This window comes from Roseobacter sp., assembly GCF_045106495.1.
Classification (GTDB): Bacteria; Pseudomonadota; Alphaproteobacteria; order Rhodobacterales; family Rhodobacteraceae; genus Roseobacter.
This window is the reverse complement of the sequence record NZ_JBGCEQ010000009.1, coordinates 1-13039: the sequence shown is the minus strand read 5'-3', so window position 1 is coordinate 13039 and position 13039 is coordinate 1. Positions and strand designations below refer to the sequence as shown.

13 protein-coding genes and 1 pseudogene are annotated in these 13039 nt (G+C 53.8%); 2 read left to right on the top strand and 12 right to left on the bottom strand.

The window, feature by feature from the left end; genetic code table 11:
• Window positions 1-26 precede the first annotated feature (26 nt).
• The 12 genes and pseudogenes from AB8B75_RS06880 to dctP form a co-directional block, all read right to left on the bottom strand.
• A complete protein-coding gene (locus tag AB8B75_RS06880) occupies window positions 27-1235 on the bottom strand; it encodes an ABC transporter substrate-binding protein (protein WP_405360925.1) in 1209 nt (402 codons plus the stop codon).
• A gap of 16 nt (window positions 1236-1251) precedes the next feature.
• Window positions 1252-2187 (bottom strand): branched-chain amino acid ABC transporter permease, encoded by a 936-nt coding sequence (locus AB8B75_RS06875; RefSeq protein ID WP_405360923.1) that lies wholly within the window; start codon window positions 2185-2187, stop codon window positions 1252-1254.
• Complete coding sequence (locus tag AB8B75_RS06870; RefSeq protein WP_405360922.1) at window positions 2184-3047, bottom strand: branched-chain amino acid ABC transporter permease; 864 nt, start codon at window positions 3045-3047, stop codon at window positions 2184-2186. The genes AB8B75_RS06875 and AB8B75_RS06870 overlap by 4 nt, the downstream gene beginning before the upstream one ends.
• On the bottom strand, window positions 3044-3760 hold the full coding sequence (locus tag AB8B75_RS06865; RefSeq protein ID WP_405360920.1) for an ABC transporter ATP-binding protein: 717 nt from the start codon (window positions 3758-3760) through the stop codon (window positions 3044-3046). The genes AB8B75_RS06870 and AB8B75_RS06865 overlap by 4 nt, the downstream gene beginning before the upstream one ends.
• A complete protein-coding gene (locus AB8B75_RS06860; RefSeq protein ID WP_405360918.1) occupies window positions 3753-4526 on the bottom strand; it encodes an ABC transporter ATP-binding protein in 774 nt (257 codons plus the stop codon). The genes AB8B75_RS06865 and AB8B75_RS06860 overlap by 8 nt, the downstream gene beginning before the upstream one ends.
• Window positions 4523-5230, bottom strand: coding sequence for a TetR/AcrR family transcriptional regulator (locus AB8B75_RS06855; protein ID WP_405360917.1), 708 nt, complete (start codon window positions 5228-5230; stop codon window positions 4523-4525). The genes AB8B75_RS06860 and AB8B75_RS06855 overlap by 4 nt, the downstream gene beginning before the upstream one ends.
• 393 nt (window positions 5231-5623) lie before the next feature.
• Window positions 5624-5842 (bottom strand): annotated as a pseudogene (locus AB8B75_RS06850) (integrase); the annotation flags it as partial.
• Between the two features lie 37 nt (window positions 5843-5879).
• The gene (locus AB8B75_RS06845; RefSeq protein WP_405360915.1) at window positions 5880-7397 is read right to left on the bottom strand and encodes a malonate--CoA ligase; all 1518 of its coding nucleotides are present in this window, start codon (window positions 7395-7397) and stop codon (window positions 5880-5882) included.
• 11 nt (window positions 7398-7408) lie between these two features.
• Window positions 7409-8647 (bottom strand): malonyl-CoA decarboxylase, encoded by a 1239-nt coding sequence (locus AB8B75_RS06840; protein WP_405360913.1) that lies wholly within the window; start codon window positions 8645-8647, stop codon window positions 7409-7411.
• Window positions 8644-9960 (bottom strand): TRAP transporter large permease, encoded by a 1317-nt coding sequence (locus tag AB8B75_RS06835; RefSeq protein ID WP_405360911.1) that lies wholly within the window; start codon window positions 9958-9960, stop codon window positions 8644-8646. The genes AB8B75_RS06840 and AB8B75_RS06835 overlap by 4 nt, the downstream gene beginning before the upstream one ends.
• Window positions 9960-10508 (bottom strand): TRAP transporter small permease, encoded by a 549-nt coding sequence (locus AB8B75_RS06830; protein WP_405360909.1) that lies wholly within the window; start codon window positions 10506-10508, stop codon window positions 9960-9962. Before AB8B75_RS06830 ends, AB8B75_RS06835 begins: the two co-directional genes overlap by 1 nt.
• 76 nt (window positions 10509-10584) lie before the next feature.
• Window positions 10585-11574: a TRAP transporter substrate-binding protein DctP gene (dctP, locus tag AB8B75_RS06825; RefSeq protein ID WP_405360975.1), complete on the bottom strand. Its 990-nt coding sequence runs from the start codon at window positions 11572-11574 to the stop codon at window positions 10585-10587.
• A gap of 140 nt (window positions 11575-11714) precedes the next feature.
• Here dctP and AB8B75_RS06820 point away from each other — a divergent pair, with 140 nt between their 5' ends.
• Both AB8B75_RS06820 and AB8B75_RS06815 read left to right on the top strand, forming a co-directional pair.
• Window positions 11715-12362 carry a GntR family transcriptional regulator gene (locus AB8B75_RS06820; protein WP_405360908.1) on the top strand — a complete coding sequence of 216 codons (648 nt, stop codon included), beginning with the start codon at window positions 11715-11717 and terminating at the stop codon, window positions 12360-12362.
• A 431-nt stretch (window positions 12363-12793) separates the two neighbouring features.
• A complete protein-coding gene (locus tag AB8B75_RS06815) occupies window positions 12794-13006 on the top strand; it encodes a transposase (protein ID WP_405360973.1) in 213 nt (70 codons plus the stop codon).
• Window positions 13007-13039 lie beyond the last annotated feature (33 nt).

The following is a 13039-nucleotide window of genomic DNA, read 5'->3' as shown; positions in this document are numbered from 1 at the left end:
GGGGCCGCTGACGGCCCCCAGTTAGCTTAGAATTCGAGGCGTTCGATCACAACATCCTGACCGTCCTTGATCTCGGACAGCTGGAAGTCGCGGCCCAGTACCATGCCCTCTTCGTCGAACTCGATTGAACCAGAGGCGCCAGAGTAGTTGATCTCTTCGCCTGCTCGCAGTGCAGCCAGACCGTCAGCGAGGTTATAGACGACGGTTTTACCCTCACCCGTGGTGACGTCCCAGACAGCTTTCGCCACGCTTTGACCGTCTGTTGCACCTGCTTTTTCCATCGCCAAAAGAAGCGTCGTCATTTGATCTCGACCCGCCGTACCGAACGGGTGTTGCACCGACCCGGTATCCTCCAACCCAGCTTCGCCCAAGTATTCCTTGTAGGCGGACGAGTTGATGGCAGGAACAGGGAAGCCGTGGATAATCCCCTCTGAGGCGTTGCCAACAGCGTCCTTAAACTGCGTGCCCGTCGACAAAGATGTAGTGATTACAGTGCCTTCATAGCCCTGTCGGAACAGCTCTTTATAGACGGCAGTGAAGTCGGTCACATACGACGGTATGAAGACCGCCTGCGGATTGTTGGCGATCAGTTGCGTTACTTCCGAACGGTAACTGGACTGTTGCGCGTTATAATAGAACGGCTCGATCAACAGGGCATCAGTTCCCACGATCTCGATGAACCCATCCATCATAGAGCGTGTAAAGTCATTGTTGAGCGCCATAAGCCCGTAGTTTTCAATGCCTCGCGCCTTGACCAGATTGCCGATTGCGCGGCCCCAGATCGGCGATAGAGGCTGGAAGTTAAACACCAACCCTTTTTCGTCGGCCACCGGAATGTCGGATGACGACGACGTGCACATTTGGACCACACCTGCAGCCTGACATTTGGGCATAACGCCCAAGGTTACGGACGAGGACCACGTTCCCAAAATTGCACTGACCCCGTTGACGTTGATCAGTTTGTCAGCAGCACGGACGGCGGTTTCTGGATTGGTTTCCGAGTTTTCCTGATAAACGCGGATTTGTCTCCCCAAAATACCACCGGAGGCGTTCACGGCATCCGCTACGCGTTTGTGCGACGCGGTAATATTGGGTCCGAATGGCCCACCGCCGCCGGTGTTGGGTGTGAGCGACCCCACGGCAATTGAATCCTCTTGCGCACGCAGGATTGCCGGCGTGAAAAGCGTTGCCGTGCCAGCGGCTAAAATCCCGCGGCGCGTTAAACGTAGTGTCATAGTCTCGGTCTCCTTGTCAGATGTTGGGATGTGCCGGTTGTTCGGCATCTTTGGATTTATCGTAGGTAAATTTCGGCTCTGGCAGCAGTCCACGCGGTCGCACGCGTAGCGTGACGATGAGCAACAAACCGATGATGATGATCCGCATTGCACTCATCTTTTCGGCGTCAAGCCATGGAGCCACATCACCGATGAACCGCGTGCCTTCCAGAAACATGATCACTGTGCCGGCACCAATCAGCAGGCCACGATTGTTGCCCGCGCCACCGACGATGACGGACATCCAGATGAACATGGCGACCATCGGCATGAAAACCTCGGGGCTGATGTTTTGCGTGTAATGCGCGTAGAGAGCACCCGCGAGCCCCATGAAACCGCCGCCAATGGCGAAAATCTGGACACGATGACGAAACACGTTTTTACCGAGCACGCCCGCGACAACGTCATCTTCGCGGATGGCTCGCAGGGTACGACCCATCGGACCGGTGCGAATGCGCTCGCAGATCAGATAGGTGATCGCGACACATAGTGCGACGAAGCACAGATAGAACAGTGGATAGGCATCCGCGCTGACCACCTCCCGCAGAGGTTGCGCGTCAATACGTAAACCGCGCGGACCTTCTGTAATCTGATCCTCGTTGAGCACCGCCAGGCGGATCATCTCGCCCACACCAAGGGTGACGATGGCGAGAAAGTCCTCTCGCAATCGCATCGACAATAGCGCGACCAGCCCACCTGCGACCAGTCCCGCGAGGATGGCGGTGGGGATCGTCGCCGCCAAAGGCCAACCTGCTTTGGCTGACAATAGACCGGAGGTATATGCGCCAAGGGCATAGAATCCTGCGATGCCGAAATTGACCATGCCGGTCAGGCCCCACTGCAAGTTCAGCGCCAGCGCGAGGATCATAAAGAAACCCGCATAGGTGGCCATGGAGATGAGATATGCGCTCATTTCTTGATCTCCGGCGTGCCAAACAAGCCTTGCGGACGTACCAAAAGAAGTACGGCTATGATCACGAAACCGACGCCGATCTTGTAGGTCGAAGGCAGCACCAGAATGGTTAACTCTTCGGCCAGTCCCAGCATCAACGCGCCGAGGATCGCACCATAGGGCGACCCAACGCCACCAAGGATCGCGGCTGCAAATATTGGGATCGTGAGGTTCCAGCCGACCAATGGCTCAATCACCAAATCAAGCCCCGCAAACACGCCAGTTAGCCCAAAAATTGCACCACATAACACCGTCGTAAAGGCAGTGACCTTTGCGGCATCGACCCCCCGAATAGACGCCAGCATCGGGTTGTCTGCGACCGCACGCATGGCGCGCCCGATCCGGGTATGGCGCAGCAAAATGTGAAGACCGGTGCCAAGAACCACAGCGCAGATGATAATCTCGACCTGCTCTTTGGTAATCCGTGCACCAAGGAATTTCCACGGACGTTCCAGTGGAATGTTGAAGCCGCGCACATCTGCCGAGAAGAACAGCCTCACCACGTTTTCCAAGATCAGCGTCAGCGCGATGGATACGACCAACAACGTCACAGCGGATTGCGCCTCCATCGGGCGAAAAACCAGCACGTGCGCTAACCAAACCACAAAGCCGGTGAATGCCATTGCGCCCGCCGCTGCCAAAGCGAGTGGCCACCCGAGTTGCACATTAAGCGCGTATGCCGCGAATGCCCCGACGGTGATGTAGCCGCCAATGGCAAAGTTTGGGAAGCGCAGGATGCCGAACAATAACGAGAAAGCCATCGCGGGAGGCGCGATCAAGGCGGCATTCACCAATGCGTTGAGGAAAATCTGAAGGCTCATGCACGCGATCCCAAATAGAGCTCTGATACATCTTTGGAGGCAAGCAATTCTTCGGCGGGGGCGTGCATCGCAATGCGGCCCGACGCCATGACGATCCCATCATGCGCAATTCTGAGGCCTTGCACCGCGTTCTGCTCGACCATCAAAATGGCGACGCCGTCTGCGTTAACGCGGCTTACCGTGTCAAACATCTGCGCCACCATCAAAGGTGATAAACCGGCGGAGGGTTCATCAAGAAGCAGCACGCGCGGCTCCAACATCAGGGCCATCCCAAAAGCGACCATCTGACGTTGACCGCCCGACAGATTGCCCGCGGGAACATAGGCCAGCGGTTTGAGGTCGGGGAACATCTCGTAGGCTTTGTCGCGAGAGGCATGGGTGCGTCTATCATCAATCCAACCACCCATGGCGAGATTTTCGTGTGTGGTCAGCGCTCTGAAGACGTTCGCCTCCTGCGGGACATAGGCCATGCCAGAACGCGCAACTTGAGCCGCGGGCTGACCTGCTATCTCGGACCCGGCGACGCGGACACTGCCGGCCATCGGCAGGATGACCCCAGCGATTGTCTTAAGCAACGTCGATTTACCGGCACCATTTGGGCCGATGATACAGGTGATGTGGCCAGCTGCGACCGTCAATGCGATGTCGTCGCAGATGACCGCGCGCCCATAGCCAGAGCGCAAGTTTTCGACAGTCAAGATCGCCTCAGGCATCGAGTGTCCCCCCGAGGTAAGCTTCGACAACGCGCGGATCATCTCGGATCGTGTCAAAAGGACCTGCGGTCAGGAACGTCCCTTCCGTCATCACGATCACCGGATCACAAAGCCGCGCAATTAGGTCCATGTCATGCTCCACGATAAGGAACGTCTTTCCGTGCTCGGAATTGAGGCGACGTATCATCTGCGTCAGCGTTCCCATCAAGGCAGGGTTCACACCAGCACCCGGTTCATCGAGCAAGATCAGGTCGCAGTCGATCATCAAGGTGCGCGCCAGTTCCAGTAGCTTTTTCTGCCCTCCGGACAAATCGGCGGCGTAAGTGTCGCGCAGCGGAATTAGGGTGGCTATCTCCATTACTTCTTCAGCGCGGGCATAAACCTCGGCATCGATTTTGGCGACTTCCTTGGGGCGCGCGAAGAGCGGCAAGAACCGTTCCCCCAGCTGCATTTGCGGCGAAAGCATCAGGTTTTCGAGCACAGTGAGACGTCCGAATTCACGCGCAAGCTGGAAAGTGCGGATCATTCCCAGGCGCGCACGACGAAATGGCGCGAGTCGGGTAACGTCTTGCCCATTGTAGGCAACTGAACCTGAGTTCGGGCGGATGACACCGCTGAGCAGGTTGAACAGTGTCGACTTGCCAGCTCCGTTCGGGCCGATCAGACCCGTGATAGAACCTCTATCGACATCGAGCCTCATGTTTTGCACGGCTTGCACCCCGCCGAAACGACGTGACAAGCCCTCGGCAGAAAGAAGCGCTGTCATTGTCCCACGTCTCGCAAACGTTCACGGAGAAGCTGCGCCAGTGTCACGCGAACTGCTTTAGCTGCTTCAGGATTTGGTTCCAGCATCTGAGCCACACGCTGGCCACGCAGGGTAGAGGCAACGGTGTTGATCAAAGCGTCGCAATCGGTTCGCGACATTTCTGCCTTACTGAAAGCGTGGCGCCCAGCGGCGCGGTAGCTATCGAACATCTTTCGTACCCATGTATCCAAATGCGCCTTCAGGATAGGGTCACCACGAGCGGCGAGCATTATATCAACGGACACCGAGACATGGGTCTCGGCCATTGCCCCATCCCAAAGTGCTTCGACAAAACCTTCTGGGTCTGGATTGGCAGGATCAGACTGTTGGCGCAGTTCGTCTGTTGAAGCGACTACGCCGCCCCACATTTCGCCGGTGGCGTGGATGACCAGCGCTACCTTATTGGCGAAATGGTGCAGCATTGCGCCACGCGACACTCCTGCGTGTTTTGCGATGCTGGTTGTTGTCATGTTAACGAAACCCACTTCAGTCATGAGGGTGATAGTCGCCTTTGACAGGCGCTCGATCGTGTCGGCTGACCGCTGGAGTTGGGTTCGACGCTTCGAATCCTGAAGTGTATCGCGTTGGATTTTTGTATCACTGATCACATCAAGCCTCCTCGCTGTTAGGGAAGCTAAACATAGATATCGCTCAGAAACAAACATTAATGTTTGTTTGTTTATTGATATTGTGAAGGCTTTGTTGAGCCAGAGCCAAAGTCCTACTAAGGCGCAATGACTTAGATTTAACGCTGAGGAACTCTTAAAGGGCACCAAAGAGCGGGAAGTTGCCTATGTGAACACCGAAGCTAGCAACAACAATATCTGCTCGTCGTATGCAATCACGGTTTCAGGTTTTCGGCTTACTGTCGGAACTGACGCAATTCCTGCGCGTTGCAAAAAAGATTTTCACGCTGGTTCAGCGAGAATTCTTCTGCATGCGCGCAATGGAAATTGACGACTCCGCTGTGGGCTCGCACTTCGCTTTCGCCGCTACTTGATCGTAGGTGGGGTCGAAATTGGCGAACGGCAGGTGCCGTCCATCAACATGGTTTGGAAGTCGATAAGTTCGGCAATACTTAGAGCATCTTCCAACTCAACGCCGAGGTAACGTACAGTGCTATCGACATTCGTGAGGCTAAGCAAAAGTTGTACGGCACGAAGGTTGCCCGTCTTGCGGTAGATCTCCGCATCTTTTGTCCGGCGGAGTGAACGGGTACCGTAGCCGCTCGGTTCCAATCCGATCGCTGTCAACCAGTCATGAACAAGCCGACCATACTAACTCTTTGAGATGAGCCGGCAGTCGTGCAAGCGGCTAAGCCAGTGCGAACATGTTTTTGTAATCTTCGCGCATTGCTTTTTTTTGAACTTTTCCCATCGTGTTGCGTTGCAGTTCGGGCACTACGATCAATTTTTGTGGGTGCTTGAAACGCGCGAGCGAAGCTCCGATGTTTTTCTTGATCGCAGCAAGGTCAAGCTGTGCTCCACCTTCGGCAACAAGAAAACCCACGACAGTTTCGCCAAAATCAGGATGCGGAACTCCTACGACGGCACTCTCAAGTACGCCTTCTTCGCTATCCAAAAGGAGTTCGATCTCTTTTGGGTAGATATTGTATCCACCTGAGATGATCAGGTCTTTGTTGCGGCCAACGATGTGCAAGTAACCGTCGTCATCGATCTGCCCAAGATCACCGGTAACGAAGAAGCCATCTTCACGCAGTTCTGCGGCTGTTTTGTCTGGCATCTGCCAATAGCCTTTGAAAACGTTCGGTCCGCGCACCTCAATCTCCCCGATGTCGCCCTGCTGTAGGGTCGCTCCGGTGTTGCTGTCGGTGATCTTGATTTCAACACCCGGCAGCGGGAAACCAACGGTGCCGGCACGTCGCTCGCCCTTGTAGGGATTGGACGTGTTCATATTGGTCTCGGTCATACCGTAGCGTTCAAGGATGCGGTGACCTGTGCGTTCCTCGAACTGCACATGCGTCTCCGCCAGAAGCGGTGCGCTGCCGGAGACGAACAAGCGCATATGCCGCGCCAGATCTCTCGTGAAACGTTCGTCCTCTAACAGACGGGTGTAAAACGTCGGCACGCCCATCATAGTGGTCGCGTTCGGTAGTTGTTCAATGATCACGTTCAGATCGAACTTGGACATGAACAAGATCTTGCACCCTGACAGCAGCGATATGTTTGTCGCTACAAACAGCCCATGTGTGTGGAAGATTGGCAGCGCGTGTAGAAGAACATCGTCAGATGTGAACACCCACTCATCTGTCAGAGCTTTACTGTTTGAAAGTAGATTGCCCTGAGTCAGCATCGCCCCCTTGGATCGCCCTGTGGTCCCAGACGTATAAAGGAACGCGGCCAAATCATCCTCGGCTCGGTCAATCGTTGCGAAAGCGGATGGCATGACCTCAGCTTGCATCGCAAAACTGCCGCTGCCGTCGTCGTTCATCGTTTCAAGAATTGCGCCGGTTGATTGTGCAATCGGTTCCAATGCTTCGGATCGTTTGCCATCACAAAGAATAACGCGCGCTCCGCTGTTTTCGACAAAGTAGGAAACTTCATCAGCGATGTACGCAGTGTTTAACGGCAAAAACACAATTCCGGCTTGGACACAGGCTGCATAGACTGCCAAAGCCTGAGGGGATTTGCCGATTTGAACAGCGACTCGGTCGCCTGGCTTGACGCCAAGTTGGGTAAACGCATGTGCATATTGCGCTGCCAGCTGAAGGTATTCGTTATGTGTGACTATCGTACCATCTACCAACTCGAGAAACGGTGTGGTCTTGCCCTGATGTTGCCCGAAAAGTGTATCATACAAAGGGTTTGTCATTTTCAAGCTCCCTAGCTTTTGGGTGTCACCGACCCACTCAGCGCCTTAACTGCAGCGGATGCGACCACGGTCTTTTCACCGACAAATTGTTCGTGGTTCTGCGAGATTTGAGAGATGTCATAGAGATAGTTGACCATTGTCCCGTTGGATTGATTGCGTCCGTTCGGTGACGTATCGGCATCAGCATGAACGGCATGAATCATGGCACCATTACCAAGATGGAACCTCGCCACGGGATCAAACGGCATACCGTCAGATCGCTTTGCCTCAAGCAAATAGTGCGCAGCCAATGCCTGGTTGTCTGCAGCTGTCAAAACCTCTTTATCAAGTCCTTCAAGCCACTTGTTCAGACCGGGGATTGGCGAAAGCGTCACAAAGGTGGAGAGCCCCGGCAAGTCTTTCGCCAGATCAGACACAACTTGTTTGATAAGCGAGTTACCAAACGAGATACCCGCAAGCCCAGACTGGCAATTGGAAATCGAATAGAATACGGCGGTGTCGGCATCTTCTGCCCCGATTTCATGGCGTTCATCTGCGAGCAAATCCTGCACAGAGCTTGGCACACCTTTTGTCAGGGCGACTTCGACGAAAATGAGAGGTTCATCAGCCATTGATGGGTGAAAGAAGCCAAAGCAGCGACGGTCGGTTGGTTTCAACCTGAGTCGCAAGCCGTCCCAACTGTCAATTTCATGAACCGCCTCATAGGCAATGATTTTCTCCAAGATTTCAGCTGGGCTGGACCAATCGATTGGACGCAGCACCAAAAAACCTCGATTGAACCAAGAGGCAAACAAATGCTTGAAATCCACATCCAAAGGTTCAAGGTCAGGTCGTTCCTTCATCATGCCCAACAAGTCTTTGCGCATCTGAACCAATTGGCCGGTTGCGCCTGGCACTTGATTGAGACGTCTTGCCAACTCCTGACGCCGAGGTTCGCAGGCTGAAGCAAAGGCGCGATATGTGTCTTTGCCAGGTTTGTTTTTATACGCTTCCAGCGCGCTGCTAACCTCTTCGGGATCGATCTCAAGCTCGTGGGCCATGAAATCAAAGAAGGCCGTTTTTTCTTCCGTGTTCATTGCCGCATAGCGATCCAGAACGGTCCGCGCCAGAGTTACACCTGACACCTCACCATGGCTACTAAGCAGGGCATCACACAGATCCGATGTCGTCCGGCCGTCGACTTCTTTGGAGAGTGCCTTTTGGTAGCGCCGTTCGAATATTGTCGAAATCAGTTCGCCGAAGTAGCTCATACCGCGTCTCCCATAATGAAGTCAGGCAGCCATGTCGCGATGCCTGGAAAGAAGCAAAGAAGAATGATGGCAATCACCATGCAGGCAACGAAAGGAAGTGACCCTTTGAGGATGGTCTTGAGCGAGATGTCTGGCGCGATGCCGTTGATCACGTAGAGGTTCAAGCCCACTGGCGGTGAAATCAACCCAATCTCCATGTTGATGGTCAGAACGACCGCAAACCAGATAGGATCAAAACCTGCCGTAGTGATGATCGGCAGCAAAATCGGCGCAGCCATCAGGATTACAGCCACCGGTGGCAGGAAGAAACCGGCCACCAATAGGAACAGCATGACGAATGTCATCAGCACCCAACGGTTTACATCAAGCGTGCCAATCCATTCCGCGATCGCTTGTGTGATGAACAGGCTCGACAGCATGTAAGAGAACACACCAGCTGCGGCGATGATGAACATGATCATCACACTTTCCTTGGTGCTGTCCCGCAGAACAACCCAGAGATCCTTTGGATTCCAAAGCTTGTAGATGATCATAGCGATCAGCAGACATAGCAGAGCCCCAACGGCGGCCGTCTCGGACGGCGTCGCAATACCACCATACATTGCATAAAGAACACCGACGATGATCGCCAAGAACGGCAGCACGCGGGGCAGGATCTCGAATTTTTCTTTCCAAGTGTAGTTACCTGCGCTCAGCAGCTGCTTGTCGCCAGACTGCCAAGTTGAGTAAAGCGACCACGCCATAAAAAGCACTACGAGCAAGAGACCCGGCAGAACACCTGCAAGGAAGAGTCGACCAATCGAGGTTTCTGTCGCAATCCCGTAAACAATCATTGTAACCGATGGTGGTATCAGAATGCCCAACGTGCCCCCAGCCGCGATGGACCCTGCGGCTACGCCGTCTGGATAGCCCCGCTTTCGCATTTCTGGAATGCCCATTTTGCCAATGGCGGCACAGGTGGCTGGGCTGGACCCAGACATCGCCGCAAAAAGCGCACAGGCACCGAGATTAGAGATGACCAAACCACCGGGAACGCGCGTCAACCAGCGTTCGAGGGCTTCATAAAGATCGGCTCCTGCACGTGTAGAAGCGATGGACGAGCCCATGATGATAAACATTGGGATCGACAAAAGTGCAAAATTATCGAGTTTGCCAAACAATATCTCGGGGATCAATTCGAGCGAGCGTAAGCCATCAAAGATCAGCAAGAAGCCAGTCGAAACAATAAGAAGTCCAAGAGCGACAGAAACACCGGAAAAAAGGACAAGGATTGTGGCGACGGCGACAATAGCGCCAAGTAGGATCGGGTCCACTATACGTCCTCCAAACCAAATGGTGTGTCAATTTTCAGGATGACTGCCACGAGATCAGCGATCAGTTGCAGCAGGAACAGGCCAAACCCAACGGGAATTGAAAGATAGGGAATCCAAAGTCTGACAGCCCAGATGGTGTCGGATTTCCAGTTGCGCTCGTAGGCAAGATGCCAATGCTCATATCCGTAAAAGAGCACGATCGCTACAATGGTGATCGAAAGCGCCATAGTGAGCAGATACATGTAGTACCGAGCGTTTCTGGAGAGGGCCAGCGGGACCAGGTCAACGTTCACGTGCCCTCGAAGGCGCTGTACGTAAGGCAGCCCAATCAAAGTGGCACCAATGGCAAGGTAAACCACAGCTTCCGTTTGCCAAACAGTTGATTGGTTCAGGACAAACCGCACAAAGATCATTTGGCAGGTGATGGCGACTGCGGCAACGATCATGGCCGCAGAGCACCAACCGGCGAGCGTAGAGAGAGCCGCAACAGCGCGCAGAAAGGGATTATTGCCCGTACGCGAAACGGCGGCTGAGCTTTGGCTAGCCATGTCAGCATTCCTTCCGTGGATTGATAAATTTGTTGGGGTCGGCGACCGCCGATCTCGGCGATCACCGTAAATGGAACTACTCGACGGCGAGAGCCATATCCAGCAATTCTTGGCCGTCCGGGACATCCTCAACAAACAATTTATAGGACGTTTGCTGCGCCAGTACGCGCCACTCCGCAAAGTCCTCGGGAGTCATCTGCGCGATTTCAACACCGGCTTTTTCGAACACTTCAACCGAAGCGGCGTCTTGCTTCTTTGCTTCTTGGAGATAGAACGCTTCTGCCTTCGCCGAAGCGGCTAACAGCGCCTCTTGTTGTTCGGTACTTAGGTCTTCAAAGGTCGATTTGTTCATCAAAAGTGGCTGATACATGAACCAAAGAGCAACATCCTCGGTGGCGGGAGTATAGCAGCTCGCCTGCTCGTATATCCGGTAGGATACGAAAGACGAAGACGACGTATTTGCAGCATTCAGAATGCCAGTCTGCATCGCATTGTAGATTTCGGAAGATGCCATCGAAGTGATCGATGCGTTGGCGCCTGCCAACATTTGTTCGAATGCTTTGCCAGCAGCACGCGTTTGAAGACCCTCAACATCAGCCGGGCTTGTGATGCACTTGTCTTTACCAACAAAGCCGCCGGCCAGATAGCCGTGCACCAGTACCATAACATCGTCTTCAGCCATCTTCTCTTCCAGCGCCTCCATATAGGGAGAATTACTCAAACGCGCCGCGTGGTCGTGGTTCTTAACCAGACCCGGCATCAAGGTCAGGTTGAAGGCGGGTTGTTGTCCACCCGCGTAGCTCAAAGGCAAGACCGTCATATCCAGCTGACCACGGCTCAGAGGGCGATATTGCTCGCGCGGCTTGAACAGTGACTTTGACCCAAAGATCTTGATGGTCAGATCGACATCGGCCGCCGCAACCTCATCTGCTACGATCTGCGCGACTTGGTTGCGAATGTCTTTGTTTGACCATTGATGCGACAGGCGTAGTTCTTTTGCGCTTACCAGCGAGCCAAGACTCATTGCCGCAACCGTCGCGACAGTCGTTAGAAGTTTCGTTTTCATAGCTTCCTCCCATATGTGAGCCGACTCTCCTCGGGTACGGCAATAAGCAATCATCGCTATTTTTGCATCCTTAGTCAATATTATTGTATACAAGATTAAACATCTTGCGCCCCGATCGCCTTTCATAGTATCGTTTTCCAATGGAGTTGAAACGTGCAGAACAGATCGCCGAAGCATTGGAAGAGCTTGTATTCCAAGGAGAATATGAGGATGGCCAAAGGCTGGACGAGATCAAACTCGCTGAACATTTCAACGTTTCACGGACCCCAATTCGGGAAGCATTACAGCGACTGGTGATGGCTGGAATGGCGGAGCAAATCCCTCGCCGAGGCGTTTTTGTGCGCCAACCTGGACCAGTTGAATTGCTAGAAATGTTCGAGACGATGGCGGAATTAGAGGCCGCATGCGGTCGCTTTGCTGCTGTCAGAATGACAGATGATGGGCTGGATCGTCTCGTTAATGCAAATGGGAAATGTCGCGAGGCTGTCGAAAGACAAGACGCACCCGGTTACTACCTAGAAAACGAAACGTTTCATCAGGAAATTTATCGCGGAGCCACAAACTCTCATTTGCATAGCGAAGTTCTGCGGCTGCAGAATCGGTTGAAACCCTATCGCCGCGTCCAATTGCGCATCAGAGGTCGCATGGCGCAATCACTGGCCGAACACGAGGAGATCATTGAAGCCCTCAAATCAGGCGATTCTGAACTTGCCGCGAAATTATTGCGAGCGCACGTCACGGTACAAGGCGAGAAGTTCCAGCAGTTGATCGCGGGGTTAAAAAACTGAAAGCGTATTTGAGCTCTACTAACTGAATCCTGCACGCGAGCGGATCATTCGGATTGAAAGACGAATGCAATTCTCGCCAATTGCGCTCGCCCTTCAGTCAATCCAAAAGTCGGTGCTGAGCTGCAGCGACAGTAATCTCATGCGTTAAAACAGCCATTGATGTGTCCAGCAGCACTGGTTAATGAATATGGCTGCTTCCCTTAGCAGGATCGGCTAAACCTGCAGCTTTTTTTTCGCGTTCGATCCCGGCTCGTCTGCGTCGAACTGCAACGATCAACCAGATCTGCTCTTCCCTCAACGAGCAAGGTATCACAGTCCGACGTGGCTTGGCATCGTTACGCAACGCGCTCCTCATCAATTTGGAAAACCGCAGCGATGAAATCTCGTCGCATGCGCAAGCTACTCTTCAATCTGCATCAGGATTGGATTTGATGGATGAGCGGGTCAAAATGACGACCTCGGAGATTGCGGGCGTGAGCAAAACAGAAAAAAGCTGCCAACGCCTCACGACTATTCCAAGTATCGGTCCGCTGATCTCGACGGCGATGGTGGCAGCCGTCGGCAAAAGCGAAGCATATGATCGCCGCCGTAATTTTGCAGCGCAGCTTGGGCGCGTTCCAAGCCAACACTGCACCGGTGGATGAAGGGTGTTCGGGGGCATTACAGAGCGCGGCGGC